The organism is Streptomyces sp. NPDC049541, from assembly GCF_044465725.1.
GTDB lineage: Bacteria > Actinomycetota > Actinomycetes > Streptomycetales > Streptomycetaceae > Streptomyces.
Genome location: NZ_JBITLY010000008.1, coordinates 134853 through 154133, shown reverse-complemented (window position 1 = coordinate 154133; position 19281 = coordinate 134853). Strand labels below are relative to the sequence as shown.

The window sequence follows — 19281 nt, the reverse complement described above, 5'->3', positions numbered from 1 at the left end:
CCCGCGCGGGAACCGGCCTGCTCGCCCCTCAAGGAGGTGCGCCCGGATGACCAGTACGGTCCCCGCGCTCGGAACCCGTACGGCCGAAGGCTCAGCCCTGCAGGCCGTACTCCTCGACATGGACGGAACCCTCGTGGACACCGAGGGCTTCTGGTGGGACGTCGAGGTCGAGATCTTCGCCGGCCTCGGCCACACCCTGGACGACACCTGGCGCCATGTCGTGGTCGGCGGTCCCATGACCCGCAGCGCGGGGTTCCTGATCGAGGCCACCGGCGCCGACATCACCCTCGCCGAGCTCACGGTGCTGCTCAACCAGGGCTTCGAGGACCGCATCGACCGTGCCCTGCCACTGATGCCGGGCGCCGCCAGGCTGCTCGCCGAACTGGCCGAGTACGAGATCCCCACCGCCCTGGTCTCCGCCTCCCACCGGCGCATCATCGACCGCGTGCTCACCTCGCTGGGGCCCCAGCACTTCGCCCTGTCGGTGGCCGGCGACGAGGTGCCGCGCACCAAGCCGCACCCCGACCCCTATCTGACCGCGGCCGCCGGACTCGGCGTGGACCCGGCCAGATGCGCGGTCGTCGAGGACACCGCGACCGGTGTCGCCTCGGCGGAGGCCGCCGGCTGCCATGTGGTCGTGGTGCCCTCCGTCGCCCCCATCGCCCCCGCCGCCCGCCGCACCGTCGTCACCTCACTCGAAGACGTCGACCTGGCATTCCTGCGCGGACTGATCACGTCCTGATCACCCGCTGATCGGCACTTGATGACGGAAATGCGCTGAGCGTTCACCCAGCGTGCAGAGCTGATAGGACATGAATTTACAGCGCTGGTGTACGAAAGAATTCGAAGCGCTGTGGATGGTCCAATTCGGGTGCCCATCCCTGCCATTGGGATTGTGAGGTTCCCCACTCACCCGGGCCTCGACAGGTCGTGGGGGCTGTGCTCTTCGCCCCGTTTCGCGGTGCGAGGACGTGCCCTTGTGTCCCGATTGGTGGGATGCTGCACGAATCCTTCCCGGGTCGGGTTTTCGGTCTGTCCGCAACCGGTTTCGCTGCGTGATGGGGCCTCAACTCCGGTGACTGCGAACCGCCGTGCTGGTGCGGACTAATCTCGTCGCGAGAACCATCGCCTCTACCCCCGTGATCCGCCGCGACACCCCTGCATGCCGGATACACGGACCTGAACAGCTCTGGAGAAACACGAGCATGAACCGCAAGACTTTGGTGCTGCCGGCCGTCGTCGGCCTGCTCGCACCCGTGCTCGCCGCCTGTGGCAGTTCCGACAGCAGCGGCAGCGGCGGGGACGCGATCGCCGTCGGCACCACGGACCGGTTCACCGCCACGAAGGACGCACCCGCGCCGCTCGATCCGGCGTACGCGTACGACGTCGGCACCTGGAACATCCTGCGCCAGACCGTGCAGACCCTGATGATCCAGCCGAAGGGCGAGGGTGACCCCGTGCCCGAGGCCGCGCAGAGCTGCGGCTTCACCGACTCGGGCAACGAGCGCTACGCCTGCACGCTGCGCGACGGACTGAAGTTCTCCAACGGCGACAAGATCACCGCGGCTGATGTGAAGTACTCCATCGACCGCGCCCGCGCCATCAAGGCCGACTCCGGTGTCTCCGCCCTGCTCAACACCATCGACACCGTCGAGACCCAGGGCGACAACCAGGTCATCTTCCACCTGAGGACCGCGGACGCCACGTTCCCGTACAAGCTGTCGACTCCGGTGGCGGGCATCATCAACCCCGCCGACTACCAGAAGAACAAGCTGCGCGACGGCTTCGACGTCGACGGATCCGGCCCGTACACCCTCTCCTCCGAGGTCAAGAACGACGAGATCGTCAAGGCCACGTTCACCAAGAACCCCAACTACAAGGGGACGCTGAAGGTGAACAACTCCAAGGTCGACATGATCTCCTACGCGGACGCCGACGCGATGGGCAAGGCCCTCGACAAGGGTGACATCGACGTCATGACCCGCACCATGGCGCCGGAGCAGATCCAGAAGCTGTCCGCCGGCACGGACAGCAACGAGGACCTGGTCGAGATGTCGGGTCTGGAGATCCGCTACCTCGCCTTCAACACCGACGCGCCCACCGTGAAGAACAAGGCCGTCCGCCAGGCGATGGCCCAGCTGATCAACCGCGGCGAGCTCGTCGCCAAGGTCTACGGCACCCAGGCCGAGCCGCTGTACTCGCTGGTTCCGGCGAGCATCACCGGCCACTCCAACTCGTTCTTCAACACGTACGGCGACCCCAGCACCGCCAAGGCCAAGGCCCTGCTGACCGCTGCCAACATCACCACCCCGGTCAAGCTGACGCTGCACTACACGACCGACCACTACGGCTCGGGCACGAAGAAGGAGTTCGAGGTCCTTCAGAAGCAGCTCAACGACAGCGGGCTGTTCGACGTCGACATCCAGGGCGCCCCCTGGACGACCTTCGTCCCGGCCGAACGCAAGGGCAAGTACGACGTCTGGGGCATGGGCTGGTTCCCTGACTTCCCCGACGCCGACAACTTCCTCGCGCCCTTCCTGGACAAGGACAACTTCCTCAAGTCGCCCTACCGCAACAGCAAGATCATCAACACCCTGATCCCGGCGTCCCGCCGCGAGGCCGACCGCATGGCGGCGTCCTCCAACCTGACCGCCATCCAGGACATCGTGGCCGACGACGTCCCGATCCTGCCGCTGTGGCAGGGCAAGCAGTACGTCGCCGCCCGCGGGGACGTCACGGGGACCGCGTACGCGCTCAACTCCTCCTCGACCCTTCAGCTGTGGGAGCTCGGCCGTGGCGTGAGCGGCTGATCTCTCTCGTCCCCGGGGCCCGGGGAGTGTGGCCCCGGGGTTCCGAACCCGACGAGAAGGCACAAGCAGTGAACATGCGTAACCAGTGGCCAGTCCTGCCCGTAGTGGCGGGGCTGGCCTCCGGCCTGTTGACCGGATGCGGAACGGGTGACTCCGGCTCCGGGGGGACCGGCTCGTCCGTCGTCGTGGGGATGTCGGACGACGTCCTGGCGACCGACCCCGCCTCCGGTTACGACCCGGGTTCCTGGCTGTTGTTCAACAACGTCTTCCAGTCGCTGCTCAGCTTCCCCGACGGAGGCACCGAGCCCGAACCGGAGGCCGCCAAGTCGTGCGGCTTCACCGACACGTCCACCAAGGTCTACCGGTGCACGCTCAAGGACGGCCTCAAGTTCAGCAACGGTGACCCGCTCACCTCCGAGGACGTCAAGTTCTCCTTCGACCGCATGCTCAAGATCAACGACGCCGCCGGTCCGGCCATCATGTTCCCCATGCTGGACAAGGTCGAGGCGCCGGACGCCAGGACCGTCGTCTTCCGGCTGAAGGTGCCCGACGCCACCTTCCCGAGCAAGATCGCCTCCGGTGCGGGTTCCATCGTCGACCACACCCAGTACGACGGGAACAAGCTGCGCAAGGACGGCAAGGCGGTCGGCTCCGGCCCGTACAAGCTGGACTCGTTCGGCGAGGACAAGGCCGTCTTCTCGGTCAACGGCAACTACCAGGGCAACGCGAAGACCAAGAACTCCGGCGTGACGCTGCAGTTCTTCCACGGCAAAGCGTCCGCCCTGAAGAAGGCGCTGCTCGCCGGCAGTGTCGACATCGCCTACCGGGGTCTGAGCGCGGGCGACATCGCCGACATCGAGAACGCCGACAACGACTCCAAGGCCGAGGTCGTCGAGGGCAGCAGCGCCGAGGTCCAGCACCTGGTCTTCAACATGAAGGACCCGGTCGCCGGAAAGCTCGGCGTGCGCAAGGCCATCGCCTATCTGCTCGACCGCGACGCCCTCATCAAGGACGTCTACCAGGGCACGGCCACCCCGCTGTACTCGATCATCCCGGCGGGCATCGCCGGCCACAACACGGCCTTCTTCGACACCTACGGCGCGAGCCCCTCACCGGCCAAGGCCGCCGCCGCCCTGCGCAACGAGGGCATCACCGGCAAGGTCAAGCTGACCCTCTGGTCCACCCCGTCGCGCTACGGCCCGGCCACCGACCAGGAGCTGAAGGCGATCGCGGGGCAGCTCAACGCCAGCGGGCTCTTCGCCGCCGACGTCAAGTCCGTGGCCTTCGACCAGTACGAGAAGGACATCGCCAAGGGCAAGTACGGCGTGTACGTGAAGGGCTGGGTGCCCGACTACCCCGACGCCGACAACTTCACGGCGCCCTTCTTCGGCCGGGGCAACGTGCTGAGCAACAACTACAGCAACAGCACGATCACCGGCACCCTCATCCCGCGCACCGCCGCCGAGAGCGACCGCGCCGCGACCGACAACGACTACGGCAGGCTGCAGGACATCGTCGCCGACCAGCTGCCCGTCCTCCCGGTCTGGCAGGCCAAGCAGTACGCGGTCACCCGCGAGAACGTCTACGGCCTCGAGTACTGCCTCGACGCGTCGACGGTCTTCCGCTTCTGGGAACTCAGCAAGGGCTGAGCGGTACCCACGCACAGGGCGCTGCTTCCTCCCACGGAGGACGCAGCGCCCTGTCCTTTGTACGGCCTGCTACTGCGCGCCGGGCCGCACCAGCCCGCTCTCGTACGCATACACCGCGGCCTGCACCCGGTCACGCAGCCCCAGCTTCGTCAGCACATGCCCCACGTGCGTCTTGACGGTGGTCTCGCTGACGAACAGATCGGCGGCGATCTCCGCGTTGGACAGCCCGCGGGCCACCAGCTTCAGCACCTCCACCTCGCGCTCGGTCAGCGTGTGCAGGGTGTCCGGCACGGGCTCGTCCCCGGAAGGCAGATGCGTGGCGTACTTGTCCAGCAGCCGCCGGGTGATGCTCGGCGCCAGCATGGCCTCACCGCCCGCCACCACCCGGATCGCCTGCACCAGCTCGTTGGCCGGCGCGTCCTTCAGCAGAAAGCCGCTGGCCCCAGCCCGCAGCGCCTCCACCACGTACTCGTCGAGGTCGAAGGTGGTCAGCACCAGCACCTTCGCCGGACCGTCCCGCCCGGGCCCGGTGATCTGCCGGGTCGCCTCCACCCCGTCCATGCGAGGCATACGGATGTCCATCAGGACCACGTCGGGCTGCAGCGCCCGCACCTGGTCGAGGGCCTGGAGGCCGTCTCCGGCCTCGCCGACGACCGCGATGTCCTGCTCGGCCTCCAGGATCATCCGGAAGCCGGTACGCAGCAGCGGCTGGTCGTCGACCAGTAGGACGCGGATGGCCACGTAAGTCTCCTTCGCTAGTCCGGCCCCATTCTGCCCTGCGGGACGTCCACGGACTCGGCCGCCCTCGGAGCCGGTGGACGAACCCGCCGCCGACCAAGGTGCCGCCCTGCGGCCCCGCCCTTCGGGTGACCGGCGGGGCCTACTCGCCGGCTCCGACCGGCAGCGGATACGGCGGGGGAGTACCGCCGAATTCCGGGCAGTGCGCCTGGTGGTCGCACCAGCCGCACAGCTTGGTGGGCCGCGGGCGCCAGTCACCCGACTCCGTGGCCTGCCGGATCGCCTCCCACAGCGCGAGCAGCTTGCGCTCGACACGCTCCAGGTCGGCCAGGACGGGGTCGTAGGTCAAAACGTCCCCGCTGCCGAGATACACGAGCTGCAGCCGCCTCGGCACCACGTTCTTCAGACGCCACACCACCAGGGCGTAGAACTTCATCTGGAACAGCGCCCCTTCGGCGTACTCCGGCCGCGGCGCCTTGCCCGTCTTGTAGTCGACGATCCGCACCTCACCCGTGGGCGCCACGTCCACCCGGTCGATGATCCCGCGCAGCATCAGCCCCGAATCCAGCTCCGCCTGCACGAACAGCTCGCGCTCGGCAGGCTCCAGACGGGTCGGATCCTCCAGCGTGAACCAGCGCTCGACGAGCTGCTCCGCCTCACCCAGCCAGCGCGCCAGCCGCTCGCCCTGCGGATCGTCCTCGAACAGCTGCACCACTTCCGGCCGGCTCTCCCGCAGCCGGTCCCACTGCCCGGGGATCAGGGACTTGGCGCGCGGCGCGGTCCGCTCCGCGGCCGGGGCGTCGAAGAGCCGCTCCAGCACCGCATGCACCAGCGTGCCCCGGGTCGCCGCCTCGCTCGGCTTCTCCGGCAGCCGGTCGATGACACGGAACCGGTAGAGCAGGGGGCACTGCATGAAGTCACTGGCCCGCGAGGGCGACAGACTGGCGGGCGCTATGGCGACGCGCGGGCCGGTGCCCGCCGTGTCGACCGACGGCACCGCTTCCGCAGGCTCCGCCGTCACCGGCGCATCCGCCTGCGCCACCTCGCTGCTGGGGGCCTCGGCCGCGCCCTCCGTGCTCGTCTCCATGCCCCAGACCATACGGCCCGGCACTGACAGTGACCCGCCCGTGGGGGCCGTGACGGCCGCGACGCCTGGGGAAAGAGAGGGGGTGCCGGGGCGGAACGCCTCCCGACGGCCGCATACCATCGACCAGAGACCCTTCCGCCCGGCAGGCGCGGAAGACGCTTCGAACGAGGGGACATCGTGGACGAGAGCGGCGGGAGCGGGCAGCCGCGGTCCGGCAGCGACGAGCCGGCCGAGCACCACGCAGGGTCAGCGGCCCCGGCCACCCCCTCGCCCACCCCGGCCGACCAACCGCCTTCGCCGACCGACGAAAACCACCCCTCGCCGGGCGACGGCACCGACACCGCGAACTCCGACGAGCGCGAGAACCGACCCGCCGCGGATGACACGCCCGCCCCGGAAAAGAGCCCCGCGGAGGACCCCGCGGCGAACGGACCGGGGGACGAGCGCACCTTCGCCCACTCCGGCACCGCCAAGAACCGCCCGCCCAAGCGCCCCCGGGAACCCGGCGGCGGCCTCCTCATGGGCCGCCCCTTCGGCGTGCCCGTCTACGTCGCGCCCAGCTGGTTCCTCGTCGCCGCCCTGATCACCTGGGTCTTCGGCGGCCAGCTCGACCGCGTCCTGCCCGAACTCGGCGCCGCCCGCTACCTCGTCTCCCTCTTCTTCGCCGTCGCCTTCTACGCCTCCGTCCTCGTCCACGAACTGGCCCACACGGTCGCCGCCCTCCGCTTCAAACTCCCCGTCCGCCGCATCCAGCTCCAGTTCTTCGGCGGCGTCTCCGAGATCGAGAAAGAGGCCGAGACCCCCGGCCGCGAATTCGTCCTCGCCTTCGTCGGCCCGCTGCTCTCCCTCGTCCTCGCCGGCCTCTTCTACCTCGCCCTGCTGCCCGTCGAGCCCGGCACCGTCCCCGGCGTCCTGCTCGCCGGCCTGATGATCTCCAACCTCATCGTCGCCGCCTTCAACCTCCTGCCCGGCCTGCCCCTCGACGGCGGCCGGATGCTCCGCGCCGTCGTCTGGAAGATCACCGGCAGGCCCATGAGCGGCACCATCGCCGCCGCCTGGGTCGGCCGCGCCCTCGCCGTCTCCGTCCTCATCGGCCTCCCGCTGCTCACCCAGTCCGGCGCCCTCGGCACCACCGCCGAGGACAGCGTCGGCATGGACACCGTCACCGACGCCCTGCTCGCCGCCATCCTCGCCGCGATCATCTGGACCGGCGCCGGCAACAGCCTCCGCATGGCTCGCCTCAGGGAACACCTGCCTGAACTGCGCGCCCGCAACCTCACCCGCCGCGCCGTGCCCGTCGAGACCGACACCCCCCTGTCCGAGGCACTGCGCCGCGCGAATGCCGCCGGCGCCCGCGCCCTCGTCGTCGTCGACCCCGAAGGCAACCCCCTCTCCCTCGTCCGCGAGGCCGCCATCGTCGGCGTACCCGAACACCGTCGCCCCTGGGTCGCCGTCAGCGGCCTCGCCCAGGACCTCACCGAGGGCATGCGTGTCTCCGCCGAACTCGCCGGCGAAGACCTCCTCGACGTCCTGCGCGCCACCCCCGCCACCGAATACCTGGTGGTCGAGGAGACCGGCGAGATCTACGGCGTGCTGTCCGCCGCCGACGTCGAGCGCGCCTTCGTGAAGGCCATGGCCAGGCCCTCCTAGTGGTCGGCGGCCCCGCCAAACCCCGGTAGGCTGTTCACATGTCCGAACCGACCGGTGCAGCCCGCAGGCGCGGGCCCTTCAAGGTCGGGGACCAGGTTCAGCTGACCGACCCCAAGGGCCGCCACTACACGTTCACGCTCGAGGCCGGGAAGAACTTCCACACCCACAAGGGTTCCTTCCCGCACGACGAGCTGATCGGCGCTCCCGAGGGCAGCGTTGTCCGCACCACCGGGAACGTCGCCTACCTCGCGCTGCGCCCCCTGCTCCCCGACTACGTCCTGTCCATGCCCCGCGGGGCCGCCGTCGTCTACCCCAAGGACGCCGGGCAGATCCTCGCCTTCGCCGACATCTTCCCCGGCGCGCGCGTCGTCGAGGCCGGCGTCGGCTCCGGCTCGCTCAGCAGCTTCCTGCTGCGCGCCATCGGCGACCAGGGCATGCTGCACAGCTACGAGCGCCGCGAGGACTTCGCCGAGATCGCCCAGCAGAACGTCGAGCGCTACTTCGGCGGCCCGCACCCCGCCTGGCAGCTCACCGTCGGCGACCTCCAGGACAACCTCTCCGACACCGACGTCGACCGTGTCATCCTCGACATGCTCGCCCCCTGGGAATGCCTGGAGGCCGTCTCCAAGGCGCTCGTCCCCGGCGGCATCCTGTGCTGCTACGTCGCCACCACCACCCAGCTCGCCCGGACCGTCGAGTCCATCCGCGAGATCGGCTCCTTCAACGAGCCGACCGCCTGGGAGACGATGATCCGCAACTGGCACATCGAGGGCCTTGCCGTCCGCCCCGACCACCGGATGATCGGCCACACCGGCTTCCTGCTCACCGCCCGCCGTCTCGCCGACGGCGTCGAGCCGCCCATGCGCCGCCGCCGCCCCGCCAAGGGCGCCTACGGCGAGGACTACGCCGGCCCCAACGCCGACGGAGGCGGCCGCTGACCCGGCCGCACACCGCACCAACGAAAGGGCGCTGCCACCGAGTTCCCGGACATCATCCACAACTCGGCCGCAGCGCCCTTCTGTTGACACCACGCCATGAACCGAACAAACCCGGCATCACTCATTCGAGGAACCGAACACCCCGCCGTTCCCCCGCACTGTGACGTGTGGCACGATGCAGGCCACCCCCACCGGCACAGCCCTCACAGGAGACACTCCTAGTGCAGCAATCCGCCGTCCCGGAACTGGCCCACACGCACACCCGCCCCATCCACTGGGTCGCCACCGCCGCGGCCGTCTCAGGCGTCATGGCCTTCTCCTCGCTCCTGCAGCCGGGCTCCGCGACGGCAGCCCAGCCGGCCCACCCCCGCACCGGGACCGCCCGCACGGCGACCGCACCCGGCACCGCAGGAGTGGACTTCCCGCTCGCCTGCGGCCCGGTCAAAGCGGTCGTGCAGAAGAAGGCCACCGGGGATCTCGACGGCGACGGAAACCCCGAAACCGTGGCCGTCGTGCACTGCGACGCCCCCATGGGTACCCCGCCCGACGGCGTGTACGTCCTCACGCGTGCGGCGGACGGCGGGAAGTCGCGCGTGGTGGCGACCCTGCTCGACCCCAAGGCCGGCGACACCGTCAGCGACTTCGCCGTACACGACGGAGCCGTCGCGGCGACGCTGCTCGGCTACTCCTCCGACGACGTACCCCGCTGCTGCCCGGACGTGACGCAGAGTGCCAAGTGGCAGTGGAAGAACGGCGCGTTCACCCGCTCCACTTCCGCGGGAGCGCACAGCGTCTGAGCGGGACCATCGGCGAGTGTGAGAAAACAGACAGCTGTGACGGTCCGTGTCCGCCAGGTCACTGCGCGTCGGGACCGTAGACCTCTACCTTGTCCGAAACCCGACGCACATGGATGCAGTCGCCCGGGCACTCCTTGGCGGAGTCCACCACATCCGTCACAAGCGGCAGCGGCACGCGCGTCGTGGCGCCCTGAGCCTGCAGCAGTTCGTCGTCCGCGCCCTTCACATAGGCCAGGCCGTCGATGTCCAACTCGAACACCTCCGGCGCGTACTGGGCGCAGATGCCGTCGCCGGTACACAGGTCCTGGTCGATCCAGACCTCCAGCTCCTCGCCGCCGGTCGCGACCTCCTGCTGCACGCTCATCTCTCCTGCCGTTCGGCTGCAGAACCGCCGAAAACCGGATCGGCTCCGACGGGTGTTGACCGCTTCGACCCTACCTCCGGCGGCTTCCCCGCCATGTCCGGCGGGTGATCCGGGCTCCAAACGACCTCCAGGCAGGCAACGGCGAAAACACGCCGGACCACACGCTTCGAACATCTCTTCGCCTGGTGGGCGCCCGTCCGGAGGGCCACCGGTCGGCGCGGAAGCCCGTGCAGTGGCCGAAAACCGCCGTACGACTCTCTCCCGCTCTCAGCCCCGTCGACCCCATCACGTCGGCGGCACGCAACGAAGCCCCAGGCCCCGCCGAGCGCCCCGCAGCAGGCCACCGCGCTCCTGTTCGCAGGTGCGCGGCATCAACAACTAGGCTCGACACCGATGGGTGTTGAACACCTCATCGCCGACTACTGCCTGCTTTCGAAGGTTGATGAATGGGTATTCCCCTGGCGTGAGGAACGGCGCAAGGGGCAAGATCGGACACGCCCCTACCGTCTTTGTGATCTAGGGGTTTCAATCGACACCCACCCAGGTAGGGTCTGGAAGCGTCCAGCTCCCCTTGGAGGAGGTGAGGACCGTGGCAGCCCACGACGACGACATGAACCGCGGCATCCGCCCGGGACGAGGGTCCGACGACCCGGCCGGGCAGATTGCCTACCTTGAGCAGGAGATCGCCGTCCTGCGACGCAAGCTCGCCGACTCTCCGCGACACACGAGGATTCTCGAAGAGCGGATCGTCGAGCTGCAGACCAACCTGGCCGGCGTGTCCGCCCAGAACGAGCGACTCGCCAACACACTCCGCGAGGCCCGCGACCAGATCGTGGCCCTCAAGGAAGAAGTCGACCGGCTCGCACAGCCACCGGCCGGCTTCGGAGTCTTCCTCACGGCGAACGAGGACGGCACGGCCGACATCTTCACCGGAGGCCGCAAACTCCGCGTGAACGTCAGCCCCAGCGTCGACCTCGAAGAACTGAGGCGCGGCCAGGAAGTAATGCTCAACGAAGCGCTCAACGTGGTCGAGGCCATGGAGTTCGAGCGCGTCGGGGACATCGTCACCCTCAAGGAGATCCTCGAGGACGGCGAACGCGCCCTGGTGCTCGGGCACACCGATGAGGAGCGGGTGGTACGGCTCGCCGAGCCACTGCTGGACGTGAACATCCGCCCCGGTGACGCCCTGCTGCTCGAACCCCGATCCGGTTATGTCTACGAGATCGTTCCGAAGAGCGAGGTCGAGGAACTCGTCCTCGAAGAAGTCCCCGACATCGGCTACGAGCAGATCGGCGGTCTCGGCGGCCAGATCGAGGCCATCCGCGACGCGGTCGAGCTGCCGTACCTCTACCCCGACCTCTTCAAGGAGCACGAACTGCGGCCGCCCAAGGGCGTCCTGCTGTACGGGCCCCCCGGATGCGGAAAGACGCTCATCGCCAAGGCCGTCGCCAACTCGCTGGCCAAGAAGGTCGCCGAGGTGACCGGCCAGGCCGCCGGCAAGAGCTTCTTCCTCAACATCAAGGGCCCCGAGCTCCTGAACAAATACGTCGGTGAGACCGAGCGACAGATCCGCCTCGTCTTCCAGCGTGCACGGGAAAAGGCCAGCGAGGGCACACCCGTCATCGTCTTCTTCGACGAGATGGAATCCCTCTTCCGCACCCGCGGATCCGGCGTCAGCTCGGACGTGGAGAACACCATCGTCCCCCAGCTGCTCGCCGAGATCGACGGCGTGGAAGGCCTGCAGAACGTGGTCGTGATCGGTGCCTCCAACCGCGAGGACATGATCGACCCCGCCATCCTGCGCCCCGGCCGCCTCGATGTGAAAATCAAGATCGAACGCCCCGACGCCGAAGCCGCCAAGGACATCTTCGGCAAGTACCTCACCGAACGCCTCCCCCTGCACGCCGACGACCTCGGCGAACACGGCGGCAGCAAGACGACCACCGTCGAAAGCATGATCCAGACGGCCGTCGAGCACATGTACGCAGAATCCGAGGAGAACCGCTTCCTGGAGGTCACCTACGCCAACGGCGACAAGGAAGTCCTCTACTTCAAGGACTTCAACTCCGGCGCCATGATCGAAAACATCGTCGGCCGCGCCAAGAAGATGGCGATCAAGGACTTCCTCGACCACAACCAGAAGGGCCTCCGCGTCTCCCACCTCCTCCAGGCATGCGTGGACGAGTTCAAGGAGAACGAAGACCTTCCCAACACCACCAACCCGGACGACTGGGCCCGGATCTCCGGAAAGAAGGGCGAACGGATCGTCTACATCCGCACCCTCATCACCGGAAAGCAGGGCGCCGACACCGGACGCTCCATCGACACGGTGGCGAACACCGGTCAGTACCTGTAAAAAGCAGGGCGGCTGCGGGTGCCCTCACCGGGTACCCGCAGTCGACTGTTTTTCAGGCCAAGACCGCAACAAGAGGCGCGCAAGGCAATGACGCAAATGATCTCCCCACCAGCGCAAAGCCGTTCTAGGCTCTTCGGTACCGCCGAGTCGCGCAGTGCGGGGACGGGCACCGCACACGCACCGGAGCGCCAGCGGTACTTGAGCAGCGTCCCCGACCGAGGGCGCCGCCGGGCAAGGAGGGCCGCATGACCGTACGGCGAGTAATGGGCATCGAGACGGAGTACGGCATCTCCGTCCCCGGCCACCCCAACGCCAATGCCATGCTCACCTCGTCCCAGATCGTCAACGCCTACGCGGCGGCGATGCACCGGGCCCGCCGGGCCCGCTGGGACTTCGAGGAGGAGAACCCGCTGCGCGACGCGCGAGGCTTCGACCTCGCCCGCGAGGCCGCCGACGCCAGCCAGCTCACCGATGAGGACATCGGCCTCGCCAACGTGATCCTCACCAACGGCGCACGACTCTACGTCGACCACGCACACCCCGAATACAGCGCCCCCGAGGTCACCAACCCCCGCGACGCCGTCCTCTGGGACAAGGCCGGCGAACGCATCATGGCCGAAGCCGCCGAACGAGCCGCCGCACTCCCCGGCGCCCAGCCGATCCACCTCTACAAGAACAACACCGACAACAAGGGCGCCTCCTACGGCACGCACGAGAACTACCTGATGAAACGGGAGACCCCGTTCTCGGACATCGTGCGCCACCTCACCCCCTTCTTCGTCTCCCGCCAGGTCGTCACCGGCGCCGGCCGCGTCGGCATCGGCCAGGACGGCCACGAACACGGCTTCCAGCTCAGCCAGCGCGCCGACTACTTCGAAGTCGAGGTGGGCCTGGAAACCACCCTCAAGCGCCCGATCATCAACACGCGCGACGAACCGCACGCAGACGCGGAGAAGTACCGCCGCCTGCACGTGATCATCGGCGACGCGAACCTCTCCGAGATCTCGACCTACCTCAAGCTGGGCACCACAGCCCTCGTGCTGTCGATGATCGAAGACGGCTTCATCGCCGTCGACCTGGCCGTGGACCAGCCCGTCCGCACCCTCCACCAGGTCTCCCACGACCCCACCCTCAAGCGCCTGGTCACCCTCCGCAGCGGCCGCACACTCACCGCCGTCCAGCTCCAGATGGAGTACTTCGAGCTCTCCCGCAAGTACGTCGAGGAACGCTTCGGCTCGGACGCCGACGACCAGACCAAGGACGTCCTCGCCCGCTGGGAGGACACCCTCAACCGCCTGGAGAACGACCCCATGAGCCTCGCCGGCGAACTCGACTGGGTCGCCAAGCGGGAACTCATGGAGGGCTACCGACGCCGCGACGGCCTCGACTGGGACGCCGCCAAACTCCACCTCCTCGACCTCCAGTACGCCGACGTACGCCCCGAAAAGGGCCTCTACAACCGTCTCGCGGCCCGCGGCCGCATGAAGCGCCTCCTGGACGAGAACGAGGTCGACAGGGCCCGTACGAAGCCTCCGGAGGACACCCGCGCCTACTTCCGCGGGCGCTGCCTGGAGCAGTACGCCGATGACGTCGCCGCGGCCTCCTGGGACTCCGTGATCTTCGACCTCCCGGGCCGGGACTCACTCCAACGCGTCCCAACCCTGGAACCGCTTCGCGGAACGCGAAATCACGTCAAGGAGCTCCTGGACCGCTGCCGCACGGCGGAAGACCTGGTCAGGGTGTTGTCGGGCGGCTGAGCGGGCATCAGGGCGGCACCGGCCGGACAGGGTGGAAAGTCCATCGTCCGGGAATCATCGAGGTGGCCCCCGTACGTTGTAGCAACTGCGGGGCCGATGTCAGACCCTGCTTGTAGGGTCTGATCAAGAACGTCGAACCGAGCGGGGTGAGGGGTTATGGCGACCAAGGACACCGGCGGCGGCCAGCAGAAGGCGACGCGCTCCACGGAGGAGGTCGAGGAGGCGCCCGAGGCGCAGGCATCCGAAGACCTCAAGGAGCGCCAGGAAAAGCTGAGCGATGACGTGGACTCCGTCCTGGACGAAATCGATGATGTGCTCGAGGAGAACGCAGAGGATTTCGTGCGCTCATTCGTGCAAAAGGGTGGGCAGTAGGCCTCGTTTTCCTTCGAATCGAAGGCTTGCGGCTAGCGGGGGCGTCGAGTGCAAGAAGAGCAAGGTGTGAAGCGTTGTCCGAGGTGCGAGGAGGACATACCTCGGACAGCCTTCGCAAGGAACAAGGCGATGCGTGATGGGCTGCAGGTCTACTGCCGGGAGTGCGCGTCGGCGTACCACCAGGCGCGGCAGGTGGCCAAGGGGCGCAATGTGCGGCCGCGAGTGGATGTACCTGCGAGCCACAAGTACTGCCGCACGTGCGGCGAGATCAAACCGCACAGTGAGTGGACGCGGAATCGCAGCGCTTCGGACGGCTTCGCGACCCTCTGCAAGTCATGCAAAGCGATGAAGGGGCGAGCAGGCCATCTGAAGCGCCACTACGGCATCACCGAAGCTGAACGCGACGAGATGATCGCCTCTCAGATGGGGCTCTGTGTGATCTGCTTGAAAGCTCCGGCCGTGCATGTGGATCACTGCCACGAGACGGGTAGGGTCCGAGGCGTACTGTGCTTCAACTGCAATTCGGCCATCGGCAAGTTGGGAGATGACCCCGACGCTGTCCGTCGGGCCGCCGTTTACTTGGAAGGAATCGCGTGGAAGCCAACACTCGTAGCACCGGGCGTCTACCAGCTGCCTTCCTGACGCCTGGCTCGTCGTCCTTCATGGACTTTCTGTCCGAGCACCAGCCGGAGATGCTGCCGGGCAACCGGCAGCTGCCCCCGACGCAGGGCGTCATCGAGGCGCCGCACGGCACGACCATTGTGGCCGTGACCTTCCCGGGCGGTGTGGTGCTGGCCGGTGACCGTCGCGCCACCATGGGCAACGTCATCGCACAGCGTGACATCGAGAAGGTGTTCCCCGCCGACGAGTACTCCGCCGTCGGTATCGCCGGTACGGCGGGCCTCGCCGTCGAGATGGTCAAGCTGTTCCAGCTGGAGCTGGAGCACTTCGAGAAGGTCGAGGGGGCGCAGCTCTCGTTGGAGGGCAAGGCGAACCGGCTGTCGACCATGATTCGTTCCAACCTGGGCATGGCCATGCAGGGCCTGGCCGTGGTTCCCCTCTTCGCGGGGTACGACGTGGACCGCGGGAAGGGCCGCATTTTCTCTTACGACGTGACGGGCGGCCGTTCCGAGGAGCATGGCTTCGCAGCCACGGGCTCCGGTTCGATCTTCGCGCGCGGTGCCATGAAGAAGCTCTTCCATGACGGCCTGACTGAGGACGAGGCCACGACTCTGGTGGTCCAGGCCCTCTATGACGCGGCTGACGACGACTCGGCGACCGGTGGTCCCGATGTCGCCCGCCGGATCTATCCGATCGTCACCGTGATCACTGAGGACGGTTTCCGTCGGCTCACCGATGACGAGTCCTCCGAGATCGCCCGCTCGATTCTGGCGCGGCGGCTGGAGCAGCCCGACGGTCCGCGGGCCGCGCTGCTGTAGCCGGGTGACCGGCTCTTGTGAAGGTGATCGCGTGACTTCGACAGAAAGGGACGGATAACCGGTGTCGACGCCGTTCTATGTCTCACCCCAGCAGGCCATGGCCGACCGGGCGGAGTACGCCCGTAAGGGCATCGCCCGTGGTCGCAGCCTGGTCGTGTTGCAGTATGCCGACGGCATCGTCTTCGTCGGCGAGAACCCGTCCCGTGCGCTGCACAAGTTCAGCGAGATCTATGACCGGATCGGTTTTGCGGCCGCCGGCAAGTACAACGAGTACGAGAATCTGCGGATCGGCGGTGTGCGGTATGCCGATCTTCGTGGCTACACCTATGACCGTGATGACGTGACTGCCCGCGGTCTTGCCAACGTGTATGCCCAGACGTTGGGCACGATCTTCTCCAGTGCGGCCGAGAAGCCGTACGAGGTGGAGTTGGTCGTTGCGGAGGTCGGGGAGACGCCCGAGGGTGATCAGATTTATCGGTTGCCGCATGACGGGTCGATCGTGGACGAGCACGGTTCGGTCGCGGTCGGTGGTAATTCTGAGCAGATCAGCACCTACCTTGATCAGCAGCACCGTGAAGGTATGTCACTCGCGGAGGGGCTGAAGCTGGCTGTCCAGGCGCTGTCCCGCGATACGAACGGCACGCAGCGGGAGATTCCCGCCGAGCGTCTGGAGGTCGCGGTGCTGGACCGTACGCGTCCGCAGGCGCGGAAGTTCAAGCGCATCGTGGGCCGCCAGCTGGCCCGGCTTCTGGAGGCGGGCGGAGCGTCCACCGAGGCTGAGAGCAGCGCGGAGGAGGGCTCGGACGAGGAGTAGTCCGCCTCACCCTCACCCCGCTCCTTGTGTGCCCCGGCCGTCGATGCGGCCGGGGCACAGGGCGTTCAGGAGGGGCTGGGCGGGGCCGTAGAGCCCCGCACGACCAGTTCGACGGGGATGTCGCCCGCGTCGGGCACACGTCCCTCCAGGACTGCCAGCAGGGCTTCCATGCCGCGTTCGCCGAAGAGTTCGGCGTCCAGGCGGACGGTCGTGAGTTCGGGGTCGAGGGCGGTGGCGAGGGCGAGGTCGTCGAGGCCGGTGACGGAGATGTCGTCGGGGATGCGCAGGCCGAGTCGGCGGGCGGCTTTGTAGGCGCCGGCGGCGAGTTTGTCGTCGTCGCAGACCAGGGCGGTGGGCCGGGTTCCGGGGGCGGAGAGGGCGGCTTCGGCGGCGGTCAGGGCGCCCTCGATGGAGATCGGTGCCCGAGCCGTCCGTACCGAGGTGCCGGGGACGGTGCCGACGCGGGCGGCGAGTTCGCGCGCGCGTACCTCGAAGGTCCAGGAGGCCACGTCCGCCGCCAGGTGCAGGAAGTGGCGGTGGCCCAGGCCGAGCAGGTGTTCGGCGACCTGTCGGACGCCGTCCGTGATGTCGAGGTTCACGGTGGCCGCGCCCAGGCTGCCCTTGGGGTCGCTGTCGAGCATGACGAGGGGGAGCTGGTCGCCGCGGATGGCGGTGAGGGCGTCGGAGGCCATGGAGGAGGCGATGACGCCGTCGAGGGCGGCCTGGGCGGAGGCGAAGGGGTCGCGGGCGGGGCCGATGCCTTCGGGGGAGGGGTAGAGGACGACGCCGAAGCCGTGGTCGGCGGCGACGCGGGCCGCGCCGGTGTACACGCCGGCGAAGAACTCCGTCGTCAGTGCCGGGACGACGAGGAGGACGGTGCGGGTGCGGCCGAGGCGGAGGTTGCGGGCGGCGAGGTTGGGTCGGTAGCCGAGCTCGCGGGCGGCTTCGCGGACGCGTTCGGCGGTGGCCTGTGAGACGCGGCCGCGCCATTTGTCGCCGAGGACGAGGGAGACCGCGGCCTGGGAGACGCCGGCGGCCTGGGCGACGTCGCGGCTGGTGGGGCGGGTGCTGCCGGGTGCCACCGTGGGCCTGCTCCTTGTCTGCTGGTCGTTCGCCTCCGGGAGCTCCGGCTGCCCTTCGGCTCACTCCCGTCGTCTGGACGCGTGAACAGCGCACATGGTACGTATGAGAGCGGACGTTATACGTAAAACTTCGGGCGGCGGTCCGGGTGAGGGGAAGCGGACATGGCTGCGGGATACGTGGAGATCCTCAGGACCCGGCACGCCGCGCGTCTGCTCGCCGGCACGCTGGTGGGCCGGCTGCCGTGTGCCGTCGCCGCGATCGCGGTCGTGCTGTTCGTGCGGGCGGAGGGTGGAACCTACAGCCTGGCCGGCGGCCTCGCGGCGGTGTACGGGGTGGCCAATGCCGTGGGGCAGCCGCTGCTGGGACGGCTGGTGGATCTGTACGGGCAGCCGCGGGTCCAGCTGCCCGCCGCGCTGGGTTCCGCGCTGGCCATGTCCGGGTTTGCCTTCGTCGGCATCGATCCGCCGGCGCTCGCGTACGTGTGCGTGGCGCTCGCCGGCCTGTTCACGCCTCCCCTGGAGGGTGGTCTGCGGGCGCTGTGGTCGTCGGTGCTGCGCGGCGAGGGTCAGGTGCAGACGGCGTATGCGCTGGATGCCGTCGCCCAGGAAGTCATGTTCACCGTCGGCCCGTTGCTGGTGACGCTGTGCGTGTCGCTGTGGTCGGCGAAGATGGCGCTGGTGCTCGTCAATGTGGTCGGGGTGCTGGGTGCCTTGTCGGTGGTGGTGTCGCCGCCGTCGCGGGAGTGGCGTTCGGCGCCGCGTGAGGCGCACTGGCTGGGTGCGCTGCGCTCGCCGGGACTCCTTGTGCTGCTGGGTGCGTTTCTCGCGGTGGGGATGGCGCTGGGGTCCATTGCGGTCGCGGCCGTGGCGTATGCGGACGGCCACGGCGGGGACGCGGTGTACGGCTGGCTGATGGCGGCGATCGGCCTCGGGGCTCTCGTGGGTGGTACGGCGTACGGGGCGCGGCAGTGGAGCGGTGCGCCGGAGCGGCGACTGCGGGTGCTGGTGGCGCTTCTGGCGGTGTGTTATCTGCCGCTCACTCTGATGCCGGGTCCGGTGGCGATGACGGTGCTGGCGGCGGTTGCGGGGCTCTTCCTCGCGCCGTGTCTCGCGTGTGCGTTCGTCCTCGTCGACCGGCATGCGCCGCGTGGCACGGTCACCGAGGCGTTCTCGTGGATTGTGACGACGTTCACAGTGGGTTCCTCAGTGGGAACGGGCCTGGCGGGCCCGGTCGTCGAGTGGGGCGGGGCGGTGTGGGGGTTCGCCGTGCCGGGTGTCGCGGGGGCCGTGGCGCTGCTGGTTCTGCTGGCCACCGGGCGGGTCCTTGCAGCTCCCGCGGGGAGTGCGGTGGTTGCGGCTTCATCGGAAAATGATCCAAACCGTGCCGTCGAACCCCGTTTCAGCTCAGGGGATCGGGCGTAATGTTCA

Annotated in this window: 17 protein-coding genes; 13 read left to right on the top strand and 4 right to left on the bottom strand. The window is 68.4% G+C overall.

Annotated features, from left to right (window positions below; all coding sequences use genetic code 11):
* The first annotated feature begins 46 nt into the window (after positions 1 to 46).
* From ACIBW9_RS28930 to ACIBW9_RS28920, 3 genes are all read left to right on the top strand, one after another.
* Positions 47 to 742 (top strand): HAD family hydrolase, encoded by a 696-nt coding sequence (locus ACIBW9_RS28930; protein WP_398959957.1) that lies wholly within the window; start codon positions 47 to 49, stop codon positions 740 to 742.
* 463 nt (positions 743 to 1205) lie between these two features.
* On the top strand, positions 1206 to 2810 hold the full coding sequence (locus ACIBW9_RS28925; RefSeq protein ID WP_398959955.1) for an ABC transporter substrate-binding protein: 1605 nt from the start codon (positions 1206 to 1208) through the stop codon (positions 2808 to 2810).
* A gap of 68 nt (positions 2811 to 2878) precedes the next feature.
* On the top strand, positions 2879 to 4459 hold the full coding sequence (locus tag ACIBW9_RS28920) for an ABC transporter substrate-binding protein (RefSeq protein WP_398959953.1): 1581 nt from the start codon (positions 2879 to 2881) through the stop codon (positions 4457 to 4459).
* A 69-nt stretch (positions 4460 to 4528) separates the two neighbouring features.
* On the opposite strand, the gene ACIBW9_RS28915 is transcribed toward ACIBW9_RS28920, so the two are convergent.
* Both ACIBW9_RS28915 and ACIBW9_RS28910 read right to left on the bottom strand, forming a co-directional pair.
* Entirely contained in the window at positions 4529 to 5200 is a 672-nt protein-coding gene (locus ACIBW9_RS28915) for a response regulator transcription factor (RefSeq protein WP_099927643.1), read from the bottom strand.
* Positions 5201 to 5339: 139 nt separating this feature from the next.
* Entirely contained in the window at positions 5340 to 6284 is a 945-nt protein-coding gene (locus ACIBW9_RS28910) for a RecB family exonuclease (RefSeq protein ID WP_398959950.1), read from the bottom strand.
* Positions 6285 to 6461: 177 nt separating this feature from the next.
* Between ACIBW9_RS28910 and ACIBW9_RS28905 the strand changes: the two genes are divergently transcribed.
* The 3 genes from ACIBW9_RS28905 to ACIBW9_RS28895 all read left to right on the top strand — a co-directional run bounded on the left by ACIBW9_RS28905 (position 6462) and on the right by ACIBW9_RS28895 (position 9669).
* Positions 6462 to 7934 (top strand): site-2 protease family protein, encoded by a 1473-nt coding sequence (locus ACIBW9_RS28905; protein WP_398959949.1) that lies wholly within the window; start codon positions 6462 to 6464, stop codon positions 7932 to 7934.
* Between the two features lie 38 nt (positions 7935 to 7972).
* A complete protein-coding gene (locus tag ACIBW9_RS28900; RefSeq protein ID WP_020939007.1) occupies positions 7973 to 8872 on the top strand; it encodes a tRNA (adenine-N1)-methyltransferase in 900 nt (299 codons plus the stop codon).
* 221 nt (positions 8873 to 9093) lie between these two features.
* Positions 9094 to 9669, top strand: coding sequence for a hypothetical protein (locus ACIBW9_RS28895; protein ID WP_398959947.1), 576 nt, complete (start codon positions 9094 to 9096; stop codon positions 9667 to 9669).
* A 58-nt stretch (positions 9670 to 9727) separates the two neighbouring features.
* On the opposite strand, the gene ACIBW9_RS28890 is transcribed toward ACIBW9_RS28895, so the two are convergent.
* The gene (locus ACIBW9_RS28890) at positions 9728 to 10033 is read right to left on the bottom strand and encodes a ferredoxin (RefSeq protein WP_398959946.1); all 306 of its coding nucleotides are present in this window, start codon (positions 10031 to 10033) and stop codon (positions 9728 to 9730) included.
* 589 nt (positions 10034 to 10622) lie between these two features.
* On the opposite strand from ACIBW9_RS28890, the gene arc reads away from it, so the two are divergent.
* From arc to prcA, 6 genes are all read left to right on the top strand, one after another.
* On the top strand, positions 10623 to 12389 hold the full coding sequence (arc, locus tag ACIBW9_RS28885) for a proteasome ATPase (protein WP_099927637.1): 1767 nt from the start codon (positions 10623 to 10625) through the stop codon (positions 12387 to 12389).
* A 245-nt stretch (positions 12390 to 12634) separates the two neighbouring features.
* Positions 12635 to 14146 carry a depupylase/deamidase Dop gene (gene dop, locus ACIBW9_RS28880; RefSeq protein WP_398959943.1) on the top strand — a complete coding sequence of 504 codons (1512 nt, stop codon included), beginning with the start codon at positions 12635 to 12637 and terminating at the stop codon, positions 14144 to 14146.
* Between the two features lie 156 nt (positions 14147 to 14302).
* Positions 14303 to 14518, top strand: coding sequence for a ubiquitin-like protein Pup (locus ACIBW9_RS28875; protein WP_030606474.1), 216 nt, complete (start codon positions 14303 to 14305; stop codon positions 14516 to 14518).
* Between the two features lie 129 nt (positions 14519 to 14647).
* Positions 14648 to 15160 carry an endonuclease VII domain-containing protein gene (locus tag ACIBW9_RS28870; protein WP_398959941.1) on the top strand — a complete coding sequence of 171 codons (513 nt, stop codon included), beginning with the start codon at positions 14648 to 14650 and terminating at the stop codon, positions 15158 to 15160.
* Positions 15112 to 15957 carry a proteasome subunit beta gene (gene prcB, locus ACIBW9_RS28865; protein ID WP_398959939.1) on the top strand — a complete coding sequence of 282 codons (846 nt, stop codon included), beginning with the start codon at positions 15112 to 15114 and terminating at the stop codon, positions 15955 to 15957. Before ACIBW9_RS28870 ends, prcB begins: the two co-directional genes overlap by 49 nt.
* A 61-nt stretch (positions 15958 to 16018) precedes the next feature.
* Positions 16019 to 16771, top strand: a complete 753-nt coding sequence (prcA, locus tag ACIBW9_RS28860) for a proteasome subunit alpha (protein ID WP_398959937.1) — start codon at positions 16019 to 16021, stop codon at positions 16769 to 16771.
* Positions 16772 to 16836: 65 nt separating this feature from the next.
* On the opposite strand, the gene ACIBW9_RS28855 is transcribed toward prcA, so the two are convergent.
* On the bottom strand, positions 16837 to 17853 hold the full coding sequence (locus ACIBW9_RS28855) for a LacI family DNA-binding transcriptional regulator (protein ID WP_398959935.1): 1017 nt from the start codon (positions 17851 to 17853) through the stop codon (positions 16837 to 16839).
* Positions 17854 to 18015: 162 nt separating this feature from the next.
* Between ACIBW9_RS28855 and ACIBW9_RS28850 the strand changes: the two genes are divergently transcribed.
* Positions 18016 to 19275 (top strand): MFS transporter, encoded by a 1260-nt coding sequence (locus ACIBW9_RS28850; RefSeq protein ID WP_398959933.1) that lies wholly within the window; start codon positions 18016 to 18018, stop codon positions 19273 to 19275.
* The last annotated feature ends 6 nt before the right edge of the window (positions 19276 to 19281 follow it).